Below are 21,773 nucleotides of genomic sequence, written 5' to 3'. Positions count from 1 at the left end.
ATGAACGAAACCGAGTCGAAGGATAAAACGATTCAGGCTCTGCAACGCCAGATTGAGGATATGGCCATCCGGGTGAGGCACCTGGAGAATGACAATATATTGACGCAAGAGGAAAATGAAAGCGTCTTTTTAAAATATGTGGAAATGCTCAACGAATGGAGGAAAAAGAATTCCGAACTGGAAATCCTGAAAAAACACCTTGAGCAGAGAGTTCAGGAGCGCACGGTTCAACTGGAGAATTCCAACCTGGCGCTCTCCGAAGAGATCCGGAAGTACCAGATTGCGGAAGCGTCAAGGCGGGAAAGCGAGGAACGATACCGGACTCTCTTTGAGAACAATCATACCGTCATCCTCTTGACCAATCCCCAAACAGGTCTCATTGTCGATGCCAATCCCGCGGCCTGCCAATATTACCATTGCAGCCGGGAAATGATGAGGCGGATGAAGGTGACGGATATCGATACGCTGACGGAGGTGCAGGAGTTTTTTGAAAGAAATCGGGAGAGTGAGTTCACGAGCAATCACTTTTATTCCCAGCATCGTCTGGCCGATGGCCAGGTCCGGGATGTCGAAGTGTACGTCGGCCCGATCCATATCGATGAACAGCTGCATCTGTGTTCCGTCATCCATGACATTACGGACCGCAAACGGATCGACGAGGAAATCACCAGGGTCCACAAACTTGAGTCCGTCGGGATTCTTGCCGGAGGAATCGCCCACGATTTCAACAATCTTTTGGCCGTGATCATGGGGACCATCACCCTGGTGAAAATGATCAGCAAGAAAGATGACCAGATTTTCAACGAATTGAGCCGAGCGGAGGCGGCCTGCATCCAGGCCCGGGAGCTGACTTCAAGGCTGATTACATTTTCCGAGGGAGGAGGGCCGCTCAAGAGGATTCACATGCTGGATCGTCTTCTCCGGGAATCGGCCAGCATTGCTCTGAGCGGTTCCAACATCCAGTCTTCCTTTGAATTTCCAGAAAATCTGTGGCCTGCACTGATCGATGAAGGACAGATGCAGCAGGTTGTTCTCCATCTGGTCAGAAATGCCCGGGAAGCCATGCCCGAAGGCGGAATCGTCACCATACGGGCGGAAAACATCCGCATCATGAAAGGAGAAAATCCTGCGCTCAAGGAAGGCGCCTATGTGGAATGGTCGGTGGAGGACCACGGCAAGGGCATTCCGGAAGAGGACCGCTCCAGAATCTTTGATCCGTATTTTACGACGAAGTCCTTCGGCAATATCAAGGGAAAGGGCTTGGGGCTGGCCATCTGCCATTCCATCATCAAAAAGCATGAAGGTCTGATCACCTATTCGACAGAAATCGGCAGAGGGACCCGGTTTACCGTTTATATTCCGGCGTCTATTGAAGAAAAGGTTCTTTCCCTGAAAGATGTCGATCAAAAACCGGGCGGTGCCCAGGGGCGGATTCTGGTCATGGATGACGAGGAAACCGTTCGACAGGTCATGGGGCAGATTCTGAACCACCTTGGTTATGAAGTGGTTACCGCCGAAAATGGGGAGGAAGCCGTTGCCATGTACCGGGACGCCAAAACGACCGCTCGGCCCTACGATCTGGTCATCCTCGATCTGACCGTTCGAGGGGGCATGGGCGGGAAACAGGCCATTCAGAAAATGCTGGAGTTTGATCCCGATGTTCGAGCCATTATTGCGACCGGCTATTCCAATGACCCCATTGTGCAATCCTTCAGGGACTTCGGTTTCAAGGAGGCGATTACAAAACCCTTCACCCTCATGACCTTGAAGTCTGCTGTCAGCGATGTCCTCTCCAGAGGATAGCACGAACCGCGTGGCCCGAATAAGCCGCTGTTATTCCTGCGCTTCCGAAAGGGCGGAAAGCATCTGCTGATGGATCTTTCCGTTTGATGCCAGTACGTGGGGGGCTGTCAATGAAAAGTTCCGGCCCCGAAGATCCGTGACGATTCCCCCGGCCTCCTGGACGAGCAGCGAGGCGGCTGCGGTATCCCAAGGCATCAGCTTCAATTCCCAGAAGCCGTCGAACCGGCCGGCGGCGAGGTAAGCCATGTCAAGGGCGGCTGCCCCGGCGCGGCGGATCGCCTGGGCTTTCATGATCATCGAGTTGAAATAATTCAGATTGTTGTTTTCACTTTCCCTGACGTCATAAGGAAACCCCGTGGCGATGAGGCTTCGGGAAAGGTCGGACGTGTCCGACACCCAGATGCGTTGACCGTTGAGCCACGATCCCTTTCCCTTTTCTGAAACAAACATTTCATCCATCATGGGATGATAGACAACCCCGACGATCATATTTCCATCCTGCTCCAAGGCGATGGAGACGCAAAAGACTGGATAGCCGTGGGCATAGTTGGTCGTTCCATCCAGGGGGTCGATGATCCAGCGGTAGCTCGAGTCCCTTTCTCGTTCCGGGGACTCTTCCGTCAAAACGGAGTGGTCGGGGAATTGCCGCTGAATGAGATCGAGAATCAGCGCTTCGGACATGCGGTCCGCTTCCGTAACGAGGTTGACGACTCCTTTATAATCAATGGAATGCGGTGTGTTCAGACGGCTTTTAAGAAGCTCTCCGGCTTTTCGTGCCGCTGAAACAGCAAACTCGGTAAATGGATTCATTCCAGTAAAATCTCCTGTATCGTTCAGATTCCGTATCGCCGAAAACCCTTATCACACAAAAAAGACAAAAAACCAGGATTAATGCCGGCGGATCGATGGGGGGCAACTTTGTATTGCGGAGCTCTCCATTTGATGTTATTCAGGATGGGTCCTGGATTCAGGTAAGGAAAAAAGGTGGATGTGCCATGAGTGCAGAGCAGGTTCATGAGGGACTGAAAACGTTCGTATCGGACTTGAAAGCCGTCAGGGAAGCAAAGGGGCTTTCATTGAAGGATGTTCATGAAAAAACGAAAATAAGTGTTTCGGTCCTTGACGCACTGGAGAAGGGCGAGTTCCACCTTTTACCGCCTGATGTCTATACACGGAACTTTGTCCGGAATTATGCCGATTTTCTCCAGGTGGACAGTCAGCCCTTCCTGGATTATTTCAAGCATGAAAGCGAACAGGCGCCTCCTCCCATCCTTCAGAAGGAATTCACCGGAACCTTTCCTTCCGGTCAACAGCGTTCCTGGAAACGTCTCGCCCTGATTGTATCCGTTCTTTTTTTTATCGGCGCCCTTGCCTGGCTCTTTGCTTCATACACCAATGAAATTCGGATTTTACCGGATTCCGGTTCGGGCAAGCTGGAAGGAACGGCCTCTCCCGAAGAGGAGCCCGCCGGCACGGCGGCTATCAAGGGGGTTGCGACACCTCCGGTTCCAGCGGAACCCCTGCCGGCCGCACCGGATGCCATTCAGCCCCAGGCGGCCCCAGCGGAACAAGCTCAGACGCCCCCCTTACAGGAGGCTGGTGAACATACCTCCAATTCCTACACGCTTATTATTGAAGCGAAGGAAAAGACCTGGCTCCGGATCCGGACCGATGGCCAGGAGACCACGGAAAGAACGCTCCGACCCGGAGAACGGCTGGACCTCAGTGCCAAGGATCGCTTTGCCCTGGATATTGGCAATGCGGCGGGTGTCAGGGTATTGTTCCAGGATCGGCTGCTGGAAAATCTGGGGGGGCATGGGCAGGTTGTTCACCTCAATCTCCCTTGAGCGAAGCCGGGCGATCGGCCTGTCCACTTCATGATCTGTTTGACAACGATAAAATGTTATTTTATGCTGATGATCATGGTTCATATGAAATGAAGCGAATTCGTTTTCCTGCGGAAAACCGAATGTACGCGTAAAGGAGAAAGAACTCTATGTTTGGAATTGGCATGCCTGAATTGCTGGTTATTTTGGTGATCATCCTGATCATTTTCGGAGCCGGCAAACTTCCGGAGATCGGAGGCGCAATCGGCAAGGGAATCAAGAACTTTAAGAAGGCAACAAACGAACCTGAAGAAATTGACGTTACCTCCCCTTCAAAGAAGATCGAGCCGAAATAAGACCACCTGCGGGATATCCCCGCCCGGCTGAACAACGGCCGCCTCCCGGCACGGGGCAATGGGGGTAAGGGTTTCTGAGCCCCGCCTCAACGTTCCACGGTCGTCTTCTTCCCGTTTCAGATCAAAGCCGGCAGCAGGCGGTCAGAGCGCCGCCGTACAGGCGACATAGGAATCCGAAAGTCTGCCGCCTGAGGGCCGCTCCGCCGGCCGGCGTGTCCGGGTGAAGAAATCCGTTGCATGTGTCAGAAGGGGACATCATCCTCCGGCAGAGCCGAGGCGTCGTTGAAGGGCGAATAATGCCCTTCCGGTGCGCTCCTGCTTTCACCCCGATCAGCCCCTTTAGGGCTGAGCATCTTCATATCCTGGGCAATGATTTCCGTTGTATACCGCTTGACGCCGTCCTTCCCTTCCCAGGCGCGGGTGCGGATCCGCCCTTCGATATAGACAAGCAGCCCCTTAGCCAGGTAATTGCCGCAGATTTCCGCAAGCTTGCCGAAGGTGACAATGTTGTGCCACTCGGTTTTCTGAACCTTTTCGCCGCTTTTATCTTTCCACTGTTCATCCGTGGCCAGACTGAAGCTCGTAACCATGGCGCCATCCGGCGTGTAGCGAACTTCAGGATCCTTTCCCAGCCTGCCTACTAAGATCGCTTTATTGATCATGGAATATCCGTCATCCTCCCCTGTCGAAGTCAACTGCAGATGGTTTCTGCTATACACAAATACCTCCGAATTAGCAATCTCATTTGAACCCTGCCGCTGTGAGCGGCAGGTCACGGTCGGGGCATCTGTCCTGTGTTTTCAAAACCTTCTTGACTAACGGGGAAAAAAACGATAGTGAACTTCGCTTTATAACAGTGTTCTGGTGACGATATGGCAGACAGTGAACTTTTTAGGAAAAGGATTGAGAAGATTGACGCCCTGAAAGCCGAGGGGGTTGATTTGTACCCGAACGATGTCCGTGTGGACGACACGACGGCTTCGATTCTGGAGCGATTCGAAGATGCGGATAATGAACTCCTGGGGGGGCTTCATGAGCGGTTCACCCTGGCAGGCAGATTGATGGCCGTCCGGAATTTCGGGAAAGCGGCCTTTATCAATATTCAGGACCGTAAGGGAAAAATTCAGGCCTATCTCCACCGGAACGGAATCGGAGATGCGGCCTACGCCCTCTTCAAGAGGCTGGATGTGGGGGATATCGTTTTTATTGGCGGAAGGCCCATTCGAACCAAAACGGGGGAGCTGACCATCGAGGTGGATGAGTTGCGGCTGCTGTCCAAGGCCATTCGACCGCTGCCGGAGAAATGGCATGGTCTGACGGATGTTGAGACCCGTTACCGGCAGCGGCACGTGGACCTGATCGTCAATCCAGGCGTGCGGGAGGTCTTTGTGACCCGGAGCCGGATCATCAATGCCATTCGCCGTTTCATGGACGAACGGGATTTTCTGGAAGTGGAAACGCCCATGATGCAGCCCAAGGCGGGCGGCGCAACAGCGAGGCCTTTCAGGACCCACCACAACGCCTTGGGAATGGACCTGTATCTCCGGATCGCCCCTGAACTTTACCTGAAGCGGCTCATTACCGGGGGGTTGGAGCGGGTTTATGAGATCAACCGGAATTTCCGCAACGAGGGGATCTCCACCTTTCACAATCCGGAATTTACGATGATGGAATTTTATCAGGCCTATGCGACCTATGAAGACCTGATGACCTTTACGGAGGAGCTGCTGACTACCGTTGCGCAGCGCGTTCTGGGCACGCTGAATTTCCAGTATCAGGGAATGGAGATCGATTTGACTCCGCCTTGGACGCGGATTTCGGTGAAGGATTCCATCCTCCGTTACGGTGGAATAGACCCTGAAATCCTGGAGCATCAAGAGAAGGCCTATGCCTATGCCCGCCAGCTGGGTTTGGAGGTCAAGAATACGGACGCCCTGGGCAAACTCGTGACCGCCATCTTTGAAGAGATTGTGGAAGAGAAACTCGTGCAGCCCACGTTTGTGACCCTTTATCCCGTCGAGGTATCTCCTCTGTCCCGGCGCAATGTCGAGGATCCGGGTGTTACCGACCGCTTTGAACTGTACATCGCCGGCAAGGAGATCGCCAATGCCTTCTCCGAGTTGAACGATCCGGAAGATCAGCGGGAACGTTTCCTCATGCAGGCCAAGGAGCGGGAAGAGGGTAACGAGGAAACGCACGTCATGGATGAGGATTATGTCCAGGTTCTGGAATATGCCATGCCGCCGACGGCCGGCGAGGGAATCGGAATTGACCGGCTTGTCATGCTTTTAACGGATTCGCCGTCCATACGGGATGTGATCCTCTTCCCCCACATGCGGAGGAAAGAGCCGGGAGTGGAATAAGATCCGGCCTTTCGTTTCCTGAACGGCAGATCTCTTTTCAACCCGGTGCGGTTATTATACAAAATGTCCTATGAATTTTTCATCAATCTGCGCTATCTACGCGCAAAAAGGAAACAGGTTTTCGTTTCCATCATCACGTTTATTTCCATAGCGGGAATCTTTCTGGGTGTGGCGGCGCTGATTATCGTGCTGGCCGTGATGAACGGGTTTGAAACGGATCTGCGCAACAAGATCCTGGGGATTAATTCGCACATCGTTCTGATGGAATATCAGGGGACGATGAAAAACTACCGTCAGGTCATGGGCGAGGTGAAAGAGATGCCTGGGGTTGTGGCCTCCACCCCCTTTATCTACAGCCAGGCCATGCTCAAGAGTGAAGGCAGCGTCAGCGGTGCGGTTCTGAGGGGACTTTCTTTGAAAGACGCCTTCGGAGTCCTTGATCTCGGGCGTATGAAGGCGGGAAGCATCCAGGCCCTTGCGGGGACGGAATCGCGCGACCGTGCCGCGGGGGAGGCGGAAGCTCCGCCCGGCATTGTAATCGGCAAGGAGCTTGCTAAAAATCTTGGCCTGATCCTCCATGACCCTGTGTATATCATCACCCCCATGGGGGTCTCCACGCCGATGGGATTTGTCCCGCGGATGAAGAAATTCGTGGTCGTCGGCATTTTCGATTCGGGCTTTTACGAATATGATTCCACCCTGGCCTATGTGTCCCTGGCGGATTGCCAGGAATTTCTGAACCTGGGGGATACGGTTTCGGGGATCGAGATCAAAGTGGATGACATCTATCGCGCCGACGTCATTGCCCGAACCATCGAGAAAAAGCTGGGCTTCCCCTACTGGGCCAGGCACTGGATGGAAATGAACAAGAATCTATTCTCGGCCCTCAAGCTTGAAAAGCGGGTCATGTTCATTATCCTCAGCCTGATCGTGCTGGTGGCCGCCTTCAACATCATCAGCACCCTGATCATGGTGGTCATGGAAAAGAACAAGGACATCGCAATCCTGAAATCCATGGGCGCCACGTCACGAAGCATCATGAAAATCTTCGTGTTTCAGGGGGTGACGATCGGAACGATTGGAACGACTCTGGGAATGCTGGGGGGGTTGGCTCTGGCCCACAACCTCTCCGGGTTGTCCGCTTTTATCGAACGGCTCTTCGGATTCAAGATTCTGCCGGGAGATGTCTACTATCTCAACCAGCTGCCTTCCCGGGTGGATTATACGGATGTCGCCGTCATTGTGATTGGATCGCTCATCATCTCGTTTCTTTCCACGCTCTATCCATCCTACCGGGCGGCACGGCTGGATCCGGCGGAGGCCCTGCGAAATGAATAGGGGCGACCAGGGGGGATGCCGGTCATGAGGGCAGACGACGGAAGGGCGAGGGGTTGCGGCGGAAAACGATTCCGGGGATGGGCGTTGTGATCCAGGTTCATGATCTCAAGAAGACTTTTGTTAAAGACGGCAGCCGGATCGAGGTGCTTCGCGGAATCAATCTGAGTATTGACGACGGGGATTCTCTGGCGATTCTCGGCGTTTCCGGCGCAGGCAAGACGACATTCGTCCATATCCTGGGGACGCTGGACAGGCCGACCTCCGGAACGGTGCTGTTTAACGGGCTGAATGTTTTTGACTGGCAGGAAAAAAAGCTGGCGTCCTTCAGAAACCGGACGATCGGTTTCGTCTTTCAATTTCACAACCTGTTGCCCGAGTTCAACAGCCTTGAAAATACGATGATGCCGGCCCTGATCCACGGGATGTCACGGCGCGACGCCCTTGCGAAGGCTGAAACGATATTGCATGATGTAGGCCTTGGTGATAGGATGACGCACAAACCTTCGGAACTTTCCGGTGGCGAGCAGCAGAGGGTTGCCGTTGCCCGGGCGCTGATCATGGAGCCGGAAATTCTTCTTGCTGATGAACCCACGGGGAATCTCGATACGGAAACCGGCCGAAAAATTGAAGATATTCTTCTGGAACTGAACCGGCAAAAGGGGATTACCCTGATTGTGGTAACCCACAACCAGTCCTTGGCCGGCAGAATGTCGCGAAGCATTGGCTTGCGGGATGGGGAAATATATGCCTGTGCATAAGAAACTATCTCTAGTGATATGCGGAATCTTTGTGATCGGGCTTGCAGCCTTTCTGCTGGGAGCAGGAATTTCCATCGCCGGAGAGGCGGCGCGCATTGCCGTCCTGCCCTTCGATATTTTTACCTCCGCGGAGAAGGCCTCATTGCAGGAGGCGATGTCCCGGCAGCTGTCCAGCGAATTCCGTAAATCCAAAAATGTCCAGCTGATTGAGGAAAAATCTTTTGCGGACGCCCTGGCCGGTCAGGCGGTCACCGAAGCCCTGGGCTTTAAGATCGGGAGCATGACGGGCGCCGCTTATGTCGTTCTGGGAAGCCTTTCTGAATTCGGGGAAAGCCTCAGTGCGGATATCCGGGTTCTGGACATCCGCCGGTCAACGGCCCTGCCGCCCCTGTTTGTCCAGGGGAAACGGAGCGCAATCGACAAGCTTGCGGCGGAGCTCAAATCGACCGTTCTTCTCAAGATCGCACCGGAATTGCGCATCGCAAGGGTCGAGATCCAGGGCAACCGGAAGATCGGGTCCAGCGCCATCGAACAGGTGCTGAAGAGCCGGCAGGGCAGCCTTTTTTCCGAGGAGGATGTTTCAGCAGACATCAAGGCCATCTACAAGATGGGATATTTTAATGATGTGTCGGCGGAGACGAAAAGCACCTCCGAAGGCCGGATTCTGGTCTTCAGCGTTCAGGAAAAGGCCATGATCGCGGAGGTTCAGATCGAGGGCAACAAGGCGCTCAGCCGAAGTGACATTGAAGCGGTCATAAGCGCGAAGCCCAAACAGATTCTCAATGCGGAGAAGGTAAAGGCCGATGTCCAGAAGATCAAGGAGCTCTACGACAGCAAAGGGTACTACAATGCCGAGGTCCTGGATCGGATTGAATCTTCCGGACCCAAGGACATGCGTGTCGTTTACAGGATCAAGGAGCATGACAGGCTGTTTATCGAAAAGATCAGCTTTGAGGGAAATAAGACCTACACGGAAAAAGAACTCCGCAACATGCTCAGCACCACGGAAAAGGGCATCCTTTCTTTCTTTACCGATTCCGGGATACTCAAAAGGGAACAGCTCACGCAGGATGTTGCCAAACTCAATGTTTTTTATCTGAACAATGGGTTCATGAACGCGAAGGTCGGAGAACCGGAAATTTCCTATGACCGGAAGGGCATCTATGTCAAGATTCCCATTACGGAAGGAGAGAGGTATCGCGTCGGAACGGTTGAGATCACAGGCGACGAACTGACCGTTTCCCGGAAGGACCTGCTGTCTAAGCTGAAAATCGCCAAAAAGGAGCATTTCGACCGCGAAGCGATCATGAAGGACATCGATTATCTGACCCAGGCATGCAATGATGAGGGTTATGCCTATGCCGATGTCAGCCCCCGGACGGTCCCTCAGGAAAAAACCCAGTCCGTGGATGTCATGTTCGATATTACGAAAGGGCAGCATGTCTACTTCAACCGCATTGAAATAACCGGAAACACCAAGACGAGGGACAAGGTCATCCGACGCGAGTTGGCCATCAAGGAGGGAGAGCTCTACAACAGCTCGAATCTGAAGAAGAGCTACGCAAACCTCAACCGGCTGCGCTATTTTGAAGAAATCGACTTTCAGACGGAGAAAGGTCCGGATGAAAGCAAAACGGATGTCAATATCCGGGTCAAGGAAAAGCAGACCGGCCTTCTCAGCCTGGGAGCCGGTTACAGCGCCCAGGACCGCGCCATGCTGACGGCGCAGATATCCCAGCAGAACCTCTTCGGCAGAGGGCAGATCCTGAGCCTCAAGGCAAATCTGGGTTCGAAAACCACCCTGTATCAGCTGTCCTTTATAGAGCCTTACCTGATGGATATGCCCCTGTGGAGCAAGTTTGATCTTTGGAACCTGGAGAGGGAATACAACTCCTACGATCTGGATTCAAAGGGCGGGGGGGTCACGCTGGGATATCCCCTCTGGCCGCAATATCAGATCAACGGCTACATCGCTTACCGGTATTCGCTGGATGACGTCACGAACGTCGATGGGGACGCTTCGAACTATGTCAAGGACCAGGAAGGCGAGAACACGACGAGCGGAGTGACCTTGTCGCTGGGTCGGGACACGACGGATGACAACATGTTTCCATCGAAGGGATCGAAAAACACGATTGCGGTGGAATATACCGGCGGTCCCCTGGGGGGAACCGTGGGGTTCACGAAATACACGTTAAGTTCCACCTGGTTCTTCCCTCTCCCGCTGGAAACCGTGCTGGGAACCAGGGCCCGGGCGGGGTACATCTCGGCCCACAGCGGCGAAAGGCTTCCCATTTATGAGCGGTTTTACCTTGGGGGAATCAACTCGCTCCGCGGATTGCGTGATGTGGGGCCCAAGGACGAGGAGGACGACGTGATCGGCGGCAAGACGATGTTCAACGTCAACGTGGATTTTGTCTTTCCGCTGATCAAGAATGCGGGGATGAAGGGGGTCATCTTTTTTGATGCCGGAAATGCCTGGGAAAGCGGTTACGATCTTGGCGATCTGCGCCAGACGGCGGGCGTCGGCATCCGCTGGTATTCCCCCATTGGACCGCTCCGCCTGGAATGGGGCTATGTGCTTGACCGCGAGGAGGACGAACCGGCGAGCCGCTGGGAATTCACCATCGGCATGTTCATGTAAGGGATGGTCAGATCCGTTTATTTCACAGTTAAGGAGAGTTTTTTCATGAAAGATAAACTTATGAGGATTTCGCTGTTGGTCTTTGGTTTTGTTTTTCTGTGTTCGCTACCCGCGGCCCTGGCCGCTGAAAAAATCGGATTTGTGGACGTTCGGGAGGTTATGCTGAATTCCGTGGAGGGGAAAAAGGCCTCTGAGGAATTAAAAAAGACCTTTGAAAAAAACAGGGCGCAGATTTCGGCCAAGGAGGCGGAACTTAGAAAACTCAAGGAAGATCTGGATAAGCAGCGTTCAGTCCTGAAGGAGGCGGCCCTGAGAGAAAAGGAAAACGCCTACCAGAAGAAGCTTCGCGATTATCAGCAGATGGTCAAGGATGCCAATGAAGAAATGCAGAAACGGGACCAGGAGCTTTCCAAGACTCTGCTGCCGGAGATCATGAAGGTCATCAGTGACATCGGGACGAAGGAGAAGTTTACGGTCATCCTGGATGTCGGATCGGTTCCCGTGCCCTTTTTCTCCAGGGAAAATGATTTGACCAAGCGCGTTATCGAAGAATTCGATCGGACCTACAAGCCGAAAAAGTAACGGCTGGTGATGAAGGATCGGAAAGAACGAATGGAAAAGTAATCCGTTCCAGAAAGGAATATGAACGGGGAAGTGAAAAAGACGCTCAATGAAATCGCCTCTTTTCTGGGGGGAACGGTTGTCGGGGATGATCAAGCTCTCATTGGCTCGGTTCGGGGAATTGACGAAGCCGGTCCGGGAGATATCACCTTTGTCGCCAATGCGCAGTACGAACAGAAGCTGCTGACCACAAAGGCCTCAGCGGTCCTCGTTTCCAGAGACACGGAAAGCCCCGGCAGAAACCTGGTTCAAGTTGACGACCCTTACGCAGCCCTCGGCAGGCTGCTGGCTTTGTTTTACCCGGAGGAGAAGGAAATTCCCGCCGTCAGCGGCCGGGCGATGATTGAGGAGGGCGCTGAGATTGCTCCGTCGGCCACGGTATACCCCGGGGTCTACGTCGGCCGGGGGGCCAGGATCGAAGCGGGGGCTGTTCTCTATCCCGGCGTATTTATCGGCCGCGAGGCCGTCATCGGTGAAGATTCCGTTCTCTACCCCAATGTGTGCGTTTACCGGCGATGCCTCATTGGCAGGCGGGTCATTCTCCATGCTGGTGCGGTGGTAGGGAGTGACGGCTTCGGCTTTGCCAATCCGGGGCGCGACAATCTGAAAATCCCCCAGATCGGCATTGTCCAGATCGATGACGATGTGGAGATCGGTTCCAATACGACCATCGATCGGGCAACCCTCGGCCGGACCTGGATTCAGAGGGGCGTTAAAATCGACAATCTCGTTCAGATTGCCCACAACGTGGTGATCGGAGAAAAATCGATCATCGTTTCCCAGGTCGGCATTTCCGGCAGCACCCACCTGGGTCAAAGCGTGATTCTCGGCGGACAGGCGGGGCTCGTAGGCCATCTGGATATCGGTGATTTCGCCATGGTCGGTGCTCAGAGCGGCGTTCATGAAGATGTGAAGGCCCGTTCCATCGTTTCCGGTTCGCCGTGCATGCCCCACCGAACCTGGCTGAGAGCAATGTCCTGTGTGCCACGGTTGCCGGAGATGCGCACGACACTGAACCATGCATTAAAGCGCTTGGAGGCGCTGGAAGGGCAGTTCAGTGAGCATCTGGAAAAAAAGAAGTAACGTTCATGAGCTAAGGCAAAAGAGGAAACAAATCAACCATGAGGATTCATTCCACAGCAGTCGTGTCACCCGAGGCCAGCCTGGCGGAGGGTGTTGAAGTCGGAGCGTACAGCGTAATCGGTCCCGGTGTGACCATCGGGAAAAATACGATTCTCGGATCGCACGTCGTTATTGAACGGGATACGGATATCGGTGAGGACTGCAGGATTTCATCCTTCTGCTCTCTGGGCGGCGATCCTCAGGATTTGAAGTACGAAGGGGAAAAGACGCGGGTTGTCATCGGAAACCATAATGTGTTCCGTGAATATGTGACCGTGAACCGGGCCACGTCGGCGGATATAGGCGTTACCCTGATCGGAGATCACAACCTCATCATGGCCTATTGTCATGTTGCCCATAACTGCAAACTGGGGAACAATATCATCATTTCCAATGCATCCCATCTGGCCGGGCATATTCATGTCGACGACTACGCCATCATCAGCGGCATGGTCGGCATTCACCAGTTCACGAGGATAGGGGCGCACTGCATCATCGGAGGGGCATCTGCGGTGACTCAGGATATCCCGCCCTATGTGACGGCGGCGGGCAATCACGCAAAACTCTATGGACTCAATCTCATCGGACTGGAGCGACGGGGGTTCAGCAAGGAGACCATTGCGGCTCTGAAGGAAGCCTATCGGATCATCTTCCGTTCACCTCTGCGGCTTGAGGCCGCTCTGGAACGGGTGAGGACAACCGTAACGGATACACCGGAGGTGCGCAATTTCATTGAGTTCATCCAGACGTCGGAACGGGGCGTCTGCCACTAGCGCAGAGACAGGGAAAAGAGGGATGAGCAGAATACGGGTGGGAGTTGTCGGAATCGGGCATCTGGGCAATTACCATTTACAGAAATACGCCAGAATCGAAGACGTCGAAATCGTCGGTGCGTCAGACAGCCAGACGGAACGCGCCCGGAAGGCGGCGGACCAGTTCGGGTGCGAGGCGCTGAGCGATCATCGCCGGCTCCTGGGGCGGGTGGACGCGGTGAGCATTGCCGTGCCGACGGGAGCGCATTACGCGGTAGCGCACGATTTTCTTGAAGCCGGGGTTCATGTGCTTCTGGAAAAGCCGATTACGGAAACCCTGGCGCAGGCCGATGAACTGGTTGCCCTGGCCGAGAAGCAACGCCTGGCCTTTCAGATCGGTTTTGTGGAACGGTTCAACCCGGCCATTGTTGCGCTGGAAGGAGTGATGAAAAAGCCGGTCTTTATTGAGGCCCACCGGCTTCACCCTTTCTTCGAACGGGGAACCGATGTGGACGTGGTTCTCGACCTCATGGTTCACGATCTGGATCTGATCCTCCATTTTGTCCAGTCGTCGGTGACGGATGTCGCTGCCGTCGGCGTTTCCGTTCTATCCGAGAAGATCGACATTGCCAATGCCCGTGTGACCTTTGCCGACGGATGTGTGGCGAACCTGACGGCCAGCAGGGTGACGGCCAAGACCATGCAGAAGATCCGGTTCTTTGAAACGAATGGTTACCATTCCGCCGACTGCGCCAAGCGTGAGGTGTCCTCTCTTAGAACGAGGCGGTCTCCCGATGGTAAAGTCGAAATTGTTGCGAATCCGTTGAATATCCCGAAGCATGACCCCCTTGAAGAAGAAATCCAGGCCTTTGTCCGGGCCGTCAAAACCGGCATGCCGCCTCCCGTGACGGGGGAGGAGGGCCGCCAGTCTCTTGAAGTGGCTTTGAACATTGTCGACAGAATTGAATCGGCCCGCAGAAGCCTGAGATGAAGAGCGAATCCTTCCCTTGAGTTCAAAGCGCATCCTTATTGTGGCGGGAGAGGCATCCGGAGACCTTCACGGGGCTTCCCTGGTCCGCGCGATGATGCGGAAGAACCCGGGGCTTTCCTTTTACGGCGTCGGAGGCGGCCGTATGAGGGAGGCCGGCGTGGACTTGTGGGCCGATGCGGGGAACATGGCCGTTGTGGGGTTGACGGAAGTGCTGTCCAAGCTGCGGGTCATTCTGTCTGTCATGAGCCGCCTGAAAAAGTCGATGCGGTTCCAAAAACCCGATCTCGTCATTCTCATCGATTATCCCGACTTCAATCTTCCCCTTGCACGATCTGCAAAGAAAAACGGTATTCCCGTTTTTTATTACATTTCTCCCCAGATCTGGGCCTGGCGGAGAGGAAGGATCAAGACCCTCGGCCGCGTTGTGGACCGCATGGCGGTCATCCTTCCCTTCGAGGAGCCGCTCTACCGGGAGTCGGGTGTTGATGCCTCCTTTGTCGGCCACCCCCTTCTCGATGCTGTCCAGGTAAGCTCTTCGCGCAGCGAAACCCTTCGCCGGCTGGGACTGCGGGACAACGTAACGACGGTAGCGCTCTTGCCGGGAAGCCGGAAGGGGGAGGTCACCCGGCTGCTTCCGGACATGCTGAAGGCGGTGCGGCTCATCGCCGGGAAGATCCAGCCCGTGCAGTTTCTCCTCCCCCTGGCCGACACGCTGGACCCGGCCTGGATGGAGAGCCGGATGCAGGGGGTGGATGTGCCTGAGATTCGCCTGGTCCGAGGTGCCACGTATGACGCGGTGGCCGCGGCTGATGCAGCTGTGGTGGTGTCCGGAACGGCCACCCTGGAAACAGCGCTTCTGGGGACTCCCCTGGTCGTTATCTACAAAGTTTCAGCCCTTTCCTATCTGATTGGACGGATGCTCATTTCTGTGGATCATATCGGCCTGGTGAATATTGTGGCCGGAAAGACCGTGGCCCCGGAGCTGATCCAGCACCAGGCCAACCCGGAGCGCATCGCAGCGGAAGTCCTGGCGATCCTCGGCGATGCCGACCGGAGAAGAATCATCAAGGAGGAGCTTTCGCAGCTCCGGGAAAAACTCGGCCGGCCGGGTGCGGCCCGGCGGGCGGCCGATATGGCCTTGTCGCTTCTGCAGAGACCCCGGGGATAACGTGGGTCTGCGGGGAACCCGGCCGGTAAGGAAGGCCTGAGCGCAGGGACTTTTGCAAGGAAAACAATGGATATCTTTAAGCGTCTTTTGAAATTGACCAAACCCCACATTCCCCGGTTTGCCGTCGCCATGGTCTGCATGCTGGTCGTGGGCGCCCTTACCTCTGCGCTGGCTTTTCTCGTCAAGCCGGCCCTGGATGACATTTTCCTCAAAAGGAATGCGGAAATGCTCCTCTGGATTCCCCTGGCCGTCATTCTGATCTACGCGGTCAAGGGATCCTGCAGTTATTTCCAGACGATTCTGATGAGCTTCATCGGTCAGCGCATCGTCGCCGACCTGCGGTACCATTTGTATGAGCAGATCCAGAGGCAGTCCCTGAGATTCTTTGCCAAGCATCACACAGGGGAGCTCATGTCGCGGATCACCAACGATGTCACTTCCATCCAGCATGCCGTTTCCGAGGCGGTGACCAGTCTCCTCAAGGACACCTTTACCCTGATCTTCCTTGTCTTCGTCATTTTCTACCGGGACTGGCAGCTGGCCATCATCGCCATGTTCGTCTTTCCCCTGACCATCTATCCCATTGCCAAGTTCGGAGAGAAGATGAGACGGAATGCGACGAAAACCCAGGTCACCATGGCCGGCCTTACCACGCTGCTCCAGGAGACCATTTCCGGCACGCGCATCGTCAAGGCCTTCTGCATGGAGGCCTATGAGAACATGCGCTTCGCCAGGGAAAACGAGAAGCTGATGCGCCTGGCTTTGAAGTCCGTTTCCATCAACGCGATTTCCAGCCCGTTCATGGAGTTCCTGGGAGGGATCGGCATCGCCGCGATCATTTTTTACGGAGGCTACCAGGTTATTCACGGCTCCTCCACCCCGGGAACCTTTTTTTCCTTTCTGACGGCGCTGATCATGCTGTATGAACCGGTCAAAAGATTGACAAACGTCAACAACACCATTCAAAAGGGGATAGCCGGCGCCCAGAGGGTCTTTCACATTCTGGATCTCGTTCCCGACATTCTTGACAGAGAGCATGCCGTGGACCTTCCCCGCATCGTCGAAAAGATCGAAATCCGAAATGTTTCCTTTTCCTACAACGCAACCCCGGTGCTCAGAAATATCAATTTGACCATCCGTGCCGGTGAAGTGATCGCCTTTGTCGGAATGAGCGGCGGAGGCAAGACGACGCTGGTCAATCTGATCCCCAGATTTTACGACGTATCCGACGGGCAGATCCTCATTGACGGCCACGACATCCGGGATGTGACCCTGCTGTCGCTGCGCCGCCAGATCGGGATCGTGACCCAGCAGACCATCCTGTTCAACGATACGGTCCGGAACAACATTTCCTATGGAAGCCGCGACTGCTCGGAGAAGGAGATCATCGAGGCGGCCAGGGCGGCCAATGCCCATGAGTTCATCCAGAACCTTCCCGAACAATACGATACGGTGATCGGAGAACAGGGGACCCGGCTGTCCGGCGGCGAGCGGCAGCGAATCTCCATTGCCAGGGCGCTGCTGAAAAATGCCCCGATCCTGATCCTCGATGAGGCCACATCCTCGCTTGATACCGAGGCCGAGATGGAGGTTCAGGATGCCTTGGAGCGCCTGATGAAGGGGAGGACGACCCTGGTGATCGCCCACCGCCTTTCCACGATCCGCACGGCCGACCGGATTGTCGTGCTGGTCAGGGGGGAAATCGTGGAAGAGGGCTCTCACGATACGCTGCTGGCCAGGCAGGGTGAGTATTGCAAACTGCACCAGCTGCAATTCAAAGAGAACAAAGCGGGGGAGGAAATGGACCTGAAGTAGCCCCCGGCTACAGGATATTCCCGTGAAGATTCGTGAACGTTGCCGCCAGCTCTGGGAGGAGCCGGGGACTCGCAAAGGCGGGAGTCCCTTTGCCCTGCTGCTTGAGATCTTCTCCCATGTTTACCGGGTCGGGGTTTCCCTGCGGAACGGTCTTTATGACCGGGAGCTTCTGAGATCGGCAAAGCTGCCCTGCAGGGTGATCAGCGTCGGGAACGTAACGGCGGGCGGTACGGGAAAGACGCCCATGGTGGTTTTGCTGGCCCGGATGCTCCGGGGAAACGGCTATCGTCCGGCGGTGCTGAGCCGGGGTTACGGCAGTACGGGGGCGGCGCCGGTCAATATCGTCAGCGATGGGGTTTCCGTCCTGCTGGGGCCCCATGCGGGAGGCGATGAGCCGGTGCTGATCGCCCGAAGCTGCCCGGGCGTTCCCGTTCTGACCGGTCCGGACCGTCGCCTGACGGGAAAGGCGGCCATAGCGCGCCTGGGTGCCGATGTTCTGATCCTCGATGACGGATTCCAGCATCGCCGTCTGTTCCGGGACCTCAATATCGTATTGCTGGATATCGACCGTCCCTGGGGAAACGGTTATCTTCTGCCGCGGGGACCGTTGCGCGAACCACCGGACCGGGCCATGAAGCGGGCTGATCTCCTCGTCCGGACAGGGGAGCGAAGGGGAACCCCGGGGGATACCCGGAGCGAACCAGATGGCTGCAACGATACAGAGCGGATTTTTAAGCGTTCTCTTCCGGCCTTTCGAGGGACCCATCGGCCCTCTTCCCTGGTTTCCCTGAACAAGGGCCGGAGCAGGGAACTTCGTGATCTGAAGGGAAGGAGGATCTGCGCCTTCGCCGGCATCGCTGCTCCGGAGCGCTTCCGCGGTACCCTGGAATCCCTGGGGGCCGATATTGCCGCGTTCCTTGCCTTCCCGGACCATCATCGCTATTCCTCCAGCGATATCGCCGCTGTTGCGCAGGCGGCCAAGGACGTCCGCGGGGACATGATCGTGACCACGGAGAAGGATCAGATGAAAGTGATGTCCCTCGATTTGCCTGCCATTCCCTGCTTTGCACTGCGCATCGAGATGACCGTCGATCCCCTGGAGGATTTTGAACGCCTGATCCTCGGGGTCCTCACGAAAGGCAAGGCAGAGGCCTGAGATCCTGTGCTACTTTTCGGAAAATGCCGGATCTTCGTAACCGGCCTCCCGGAATCCCTTCCGGCGCAGGTGGCAGCTGTCGCATCGGCCGCAGGCCCTTCCATCGGGAAGAGGGTCGTAGCAGGTGTGCGTCATTCCATAGTCCACGCCCAGGGCCATTCCTTTTCGAATGATGTCCGCTTTGGAGAGCAGGATCAGCGGAGCGCGGATTTTCAGGCGCATCCCGCCCTCCGTGCATGCCTTGGTGGCGAGATTGGCCATGGTCTCGAAGGCCGCGATGTATTCGGGGCGGCAGTCGGGATAGCCGCTGTAATCCACGGCGTTCACCCCGATAAAGATCTCACCGGTCTGCAGGACCTCCGCCCATGCGAGGGCATAGGACAGAAAGATGGTGTTTCTGGCGGGGACGTACGTTACGGGAATTTCCACCCCTTCCCCTTCCTCGGGGGAATCCCTTTTCGGGACCTCAAGGTGACCGGTGAGGGCCGATCCTCCAATAATGCTTAAATCAAGGGGAACAATGAGATGTTCCTTTGCGCCCAGGGCATTGGCGATGCGCCGCGCCGCCTCCAGCTCGATGGCATGGCGCTGCCCGTACTGGAACGTGAGGGCGTAAAGCTCATAGCCTTCCGCCTTGGCGATGGCCATGGTCGTGGTGGAATCCAGCCCTCCACTGAGAAGGATGACGGCCCTTCGATCTGAATTCATTGGCGTGTCCTCGTCTTTTTTCCTTTATCTTTTTTTTTCAAACGCCCCGGGCATCCTTCCCCCAGAGGATTTTGTGGAGCTGGAGCTGGAGGCGGACCGAAAGATGATCTTCGAGGATCCACCGAGCCAGCCGTTTCGGATCCAGGCGCTCCGTGACGGGGGACAGGAGCGGTGGATTCCGCGTTTTCGCCGCCAGGTTCCTGGAAAGAAGGATGTCCCGGGCAAATTCATAATCCCCTCTCTCGCCCAGGACAAACTTGATTTCGTCCCGTTCCGTCAGATCGTCGAGGATGCTGAAATCGTTCCTGTGGCTTTCTCCGCTTGAAGGGCATTTGATATCGACGATGCGCACACAGCGCCGGTCAATCCCCCGGATGGGCAGAGATCCATTGGTCTCCAGGAGAACCGCATATCCTCCCTCCAGAAGGCTCCGGATCAAGGCCGGGGTTTCCGCCTGGAGCAGCGGCTCCCCTCCGGTGATTTCCACCAGACGGCATCGGTGAGATGCGATCCGGCCAAGCAGGTCGGAAAGTTCCCACAAGGTCCCTCCCTCGTAGGCGTAGCGGGTATCGCAATAGGAGCAGCGGAGATTGCAGCCGGTGAGCCGCACCAGGACGCAGGGAATGCCGATAAAGGACGATTCCCCCTGAATGCTGTAAAAGATTTCGTTGACCTTTAAGGACACGTCACTCCTCATGGATTCCGTTCACGGCCAGGTCCAATGGCGTTGAATACGGAGGCGAATGCGAAACAAACACCGTCCGGTCATAAGCGACTGCCGTGGGCAGTCTTGTCAGTTCGGTTTCATCCGTTCGGTTTCAATGGATGCACGGGATTAAAACCACGCCGAACTGGAAAGGATGCCGATACCCTGATCTGAGGAATACATGGCCTGTACCGAAGGATAGCGCACAGGATCCGCTTCGCAGTCGCGTCTTTCGAAGTCCTTCAGGTGAAACGGGGTTTCCGGAACCAGGCTCGTCCCGATGACCTGCCATGAGTGCCTGGTCTTCCAGGCGCTGTTATCGACGAGCCGGATCAATCCTGTCCGGTGAAGGTCCTCCGATTCCCTCGTCACCATCTGACAGTCGTCGTTCCCCAGGATCACCCCGATGTCGACATCCGGATTGATGTCGTGCATTTTCAAACAATACGAGGGGAAAACAGTGATGGCAAAGTGCCTTTGAGCATCGAGCAAATTTCCATGTTTGTCCAGCCTGGGCAGCAGATCTCCCCCCAGAATGATCAGATCGGGCCTGCACTGCTCGGAGAGGTCTACAAGCGAATCGTACAACCAAATCATCCCATGTAAATCGCTCGTGAAGAGGATCCGCACCGTGTCCTCCTGGTTATTCCCGGAACATTTCAAGGTTGCAGTCCATATCGCCATGGAATTGGGAGCAGGCTGAGTTGTTGCCTGAGAGGTTGAAGGCTTTCCGTGGGCAACCCTCTTCAAAAAGCGTTTTCGCGGATGGATTTCCGGCCGGATACGGTGATTTACGGGATTCCGATCATCGATACGCTCGAAAAACATTTCCCTGCTTCCCATCATCGAAGGATCTTCTCAGTCTGATCCTCTTCTGTCGCCGTCCGATCCGCAAAGAGAAAATGTGTGACCCGCTTCAGTCCTCCCGATAGGTGGCGCTGCTGGTCGGTGTTTCGGAAACTCTGACCCGCGAAACCCGTATCGTATCCCTGTTGAGCTTCCCGCTCAGCTCCAAATAGAGGTGGCGGGCGATGTTTTCCGACGAGGGGTTGGCCTTCTGGAAAGGCGGCAGTTCGTTCAGGTTGATGTGGTCCAGTCGGTGGAGCGCCTCTCGAACCGTCTGCTTCACCTCTCGAAAATCAATGCCGATTCCGATCTCATTGAGCTCCCGGCACTCGACGGTGACCCGGACGGCCCAGTTGTGTCCATGGAGGTGCTCGCAGTTTCCCGGGTAATCCCGCAGCGCGTGGGCGGCGGAAAACTGCTCTTCAACGCTGATTTCAAAAATTCCTGGCATAAAGGCTCCCTGCTGTACGGATCCACGTCTTTTTCGCGGAAATTTAACATTTTTTCGGATGTCCCAAACGGAACGAGCCATCATATTACTTCATTTTTTGCCAAAGTTGTCTATCTTTTTTCATGTACGTTCATACCTGCTGAAAGGATTTCCCAAGGGCGCCGGCAGCTCGAAGCACCTCGGTGCTGAGCCAGTCTGTGCGGCCGCGGAGCGTAAGCTTCAGGGCCGGTTCATCCCGGCTGATCCGATGCGCTTTTGCCGGGGCGACGACGGGTTCGGCAGGTCCGTCCGCAGCTCCGAACAGGCACCGATCGTTTGCCTTAAACAGAATTTTACTGTAAATCACATC

The 21,773-nt window shown here is 55.4% G+C and carries 21 protein-coding genes; 14 read left to right on the top strand and 7 right to left on the bottom strand.

Annotation, left to right across the window (positions count from 1 at the left end; translation table 11 throughout):
• Positions 1-1,803: an ATP-binding protein gene (locus tag AB3175_RS04075; protein WP_367359668.1), complete on the top strand. Its 1,803-nt coding sequence runs from the start codon at positions 1-3 to the stop codon at positions 1,801-1,803.
• A 30-nt stretch (positions 1,804-1,833) separates the two neighbouring features.
• On the opposite strand, the gene AB3175_RS04070 is transcribed toward AB3175_RS04075, so the two are convergent.
• Positions 1,834-2,613 (bottom strand): inositol monophosphatase family protein, encoded by a 780-nt coding sequence (locus tag AB3175_RS04070; protein WP_367359667.1) that lies wholly within the window; start codon positions 2,611-2,613, stop codon positions 1,834-1,836.
• Positions 2,614-2,798: 185 nt separating this feature from the next.
• Between AB3175_RS04070 and AB3175_RS04065 the strand changes: the two genes are divergently transcribed.
• Complete coding sequence (locus AB3175_RS04065; protein ID WP_367359666.1) at positions 2,799-3,650, top strand: helix-turn-helix domain-containing protein; 852 nt, start codon at positions 2,799-2,801, stop codon at positions 3,648-3,650.
• A gap of 149 nt (positions 3,651-3,799) precedes the next feature.
• The gene (locus tag AB3175_RS04060; protein ID WP_367359665.1) at positions 3,800-3,985 is read left to right on the top strand and encodes a twin-arginine translocase TatA/TatE family subunit; all 186 of its coding nucleotides are present in this window, start codon (positions 3,800-3,802) and stop codon (positions 3,983-3,985) included.
• A gap of 242 nt (positions 3,986-4,227) precedes the next feature.
• Here AB3175_RS04060 and AB3175_RS04055 read toward each other — a convergent pair whose 3' ends face one another.
• Positions 4,228-4,647 (bottom strand): single-stranded DNA-binding protein, encoded by a 420-nt coding sequence (locus AB3175_RS04055; protein ID WP_367359725.1) that lies wholly within the window; start codon positions 4,645-4,647, stop codon positions 4,228-4,230.
• A 210-nt stretch (positions 4,648-4,857) separates the two neighbouring features.
• Between AB3175_RS04055 and lysS the strand changes: the two genes are divergently transcribed.
• The 11 genes from lysS (at position 4,858) to lpxK (ending at position 18,713) form a co-directional block, all read left to right on the top strand.
• Positions 4,858-6,348, top strand: coding sequence for a lysine--tRNA ligase (gene lysS, locus AB3175_RS04050; protein ID WP_367359664.1), 1,491 nt, complete (start codon positions 4,858-4,860; stop codon positions 6,346-6,348).
• 63 nt (positions 6,349-6,411) lie between these two features.
• The gene (locus AB3175_RS04045) at positions 6,412-7,686 is read left to right on the top strand and encodes a lipoprotein-releasing ABC transporter permease subunit (RefSeq protein WP_367359663.1); all 1,275 of its coding nucleotides are present in this window, start codon (positions 6,412-6,414) and stop codon (positions 7,684-7,686) included.
• Between the two features lie 77 nt (positions 7,687-7,763).
• Positions 7,764-8,444: an ABC transporter ATP-binding protein gene (locus tag AB3175_RS04040; protein ID WP_367359662.1), complete on the top strand. Its 681-nt coding sequence runs from the start codon at positions 7,764-7,766 to the stop codon at positions 8,442-8,444.
• Positions 8,437-11,088, top strand: coding sequence for an outer membrane protein assembly factor BamA (gene bamA / locus AB3175_RS04035; protein WP_367359661.1), 2,652 nt, complete (start codon positions 8,437-8,439; stop codon positions 11,086-11,088). Before AB3175_RS04040 ends, bamA begins: the two co-directional genes overlap by 8 nt.
• Before the next feature lie 45 nt (positions 11,089-11,133).
• Positions 11,134-11,670 (top strand): OmpH family outer membrane protein, encoded by a 537-nt coding sequence (locus AB3175_RS04030; protein ID WP_367359660.1) that lies wholly within the window; start codon positions 11,134-11,136, stop codon positions 11,668-11,670.
• A gap of 60 nt (positions 11,671-11,730) precedes the next feature.
• Complete coding sequence (gene lpxD / locus AB3175_RS04025) at positions 11,731-12,792, top strand: UDP-3-O-(3-hydroxymyristoyl)glucosamine N-acyltransferase (RefSeq protein WP_367359659.1); 1,062 nt, start codon at positions 11,731-11,733, stop codon at positions 12,790-12,792.
• Positions 12,793-12,830: 38 nt separating this feature from the next.
• Positions 12,831-13,604, top strand: a complete 774-nt coding sequence (lpxA, locus tag AB3175_RS04020) for an acyl-ACP--UDP-N-acetylglucosamine O-acyltransferase (protein WP_367359658.1) — start codon at positions 12,831-12,833, stop codon at positions 13,602-13,604.
• A gap of 22 nt (positions 13,605-13,626) precedes the next feature.
• The gene (locus AB3175_RS04015) at positions 13,627-14,574 is read left to right on the top strand and encodes a Gfo/Idh/MocA family protein (RefSeq protein ID WP_367359657.1); all 948 of its coding nucleotides are present in this window, start codon (positions 13,627-13,629) and stop codon (positions 14,572-14,574) included.
• 16 nt (positions 14,575-14,590) lie between these two features.
• The gene (gene lpxB / locus AB3175_RS04010) at positions 14,591-15,742 is read left to right on the top strand and encodes a lipid-A-disaccharide synthase (RefSeq protein ID WP_367359656.1); all 1,152 of its coding nucleotides are present in this window, start codon (positions 14,591-14,593) and stop codon (positions 15,740-15,742) included.
• Positions 15,743-15,808: 66 nt separating this feature from the next.
• A complete protein-coding gene (msbA, locus tag AB3175_RS04005; RefSeq protein WP_367359655.1) occupies positions 15,809-17,557 on the top strand; it encodes a lipid A export permease/ATP-binding protein MsbA in 1,749 nt (582 codons plus the stop codon).
• A gap of 22 nt (positions 17,558-17,579) precedes the next feature.
• The gene (gene lpxK, locus AB3175_RS04000) at positions 17,580-18,713 is read left to right on the top strand and encodes a tetraacyldisaccharide 4'-kinase (protein ID WP_367359654.1); all 1,134 of its coding nucleotides are present in this window, start codon (positions 17,580-17,582) and stop codon (positions 18,711-18,713) included.
• A 9-nt stretch (positions 18,714-18,722) separates the two neighbouring features.
• Here the strand turns inward: lpxK and queC are convergent, their stop codons facing one another.
• From queC to AB3175_RS03975, 5 genes are all read right to left on the bottom strand, one after another.
• Positions 18,723-19,421, bottom strand: a complete 699-nt coding sequence (queC, locus tag AB3175_RS03995; protein WP_367359653.1) for a 7-cyano-7-deazaguanine synthase QueC — start codon at positions 19,419-19,421, stop codon at positions 18,723-18,725.
• Between the two features lie 37 nt (positions 19,422-19,458).
• Entirely contained in the window at positions 19,459-20,106 is a 648-nt protein-coding gene (locus AB3175_RS03990; protein WP_367359652.1) for a radical SAM protein, read from the bottom strand.
• A 150-nt stretch (positions 20,107-20,256) separates the two neighbouring features.
• Positions 20,257-20,811, bottom strand: coding sequence for a metallophosphoesterase (locus AB3175_RS03985; RefSeq protein ID WP_367359724.1), 555 nt, complete (start codon positions 20,809-20,811; stop codon positions 20,257-20,259).
• Positions 20,812-21,043: 232 nt separating this feature from the next.
• Entirely contained in the window at positions 21,044-21,424 is a 381-nt protein-coding gene (gene queD, locus AB3175_RS03980; protein WP_367359651.1) for a 6-carboxytetrahydropterin synthase QueD, read from the bottom strand.
• Between the two features lie 130 nt (positions 21,425-21,554).
• Entirely contained in the window at positions 21,555-21,770 is a 216-nt protein-coding gene (locus AB3175_RS03975) for a hypothetical protein (protein WP_367359650.1), read from the bottom strand.
• Positions 21,771-21,773: the final 3 nt, after the last annotated feature.

The sequence above is a fragment of the Syntrophus sp. (in: bacteria) genome (genome assembly GCF_040768185.1).
Taxonomy (GTDB): Bacteria; Desulfobacterota; Syntrophia; order Syntrophales; family Syntrophaceae; genus Syntrophus; species Syntrophus buswellii.
Note: the sequence above shows the minus strand (reverse complement) of the source record. Positions and strands in the feature narration are given on the sequence as shown.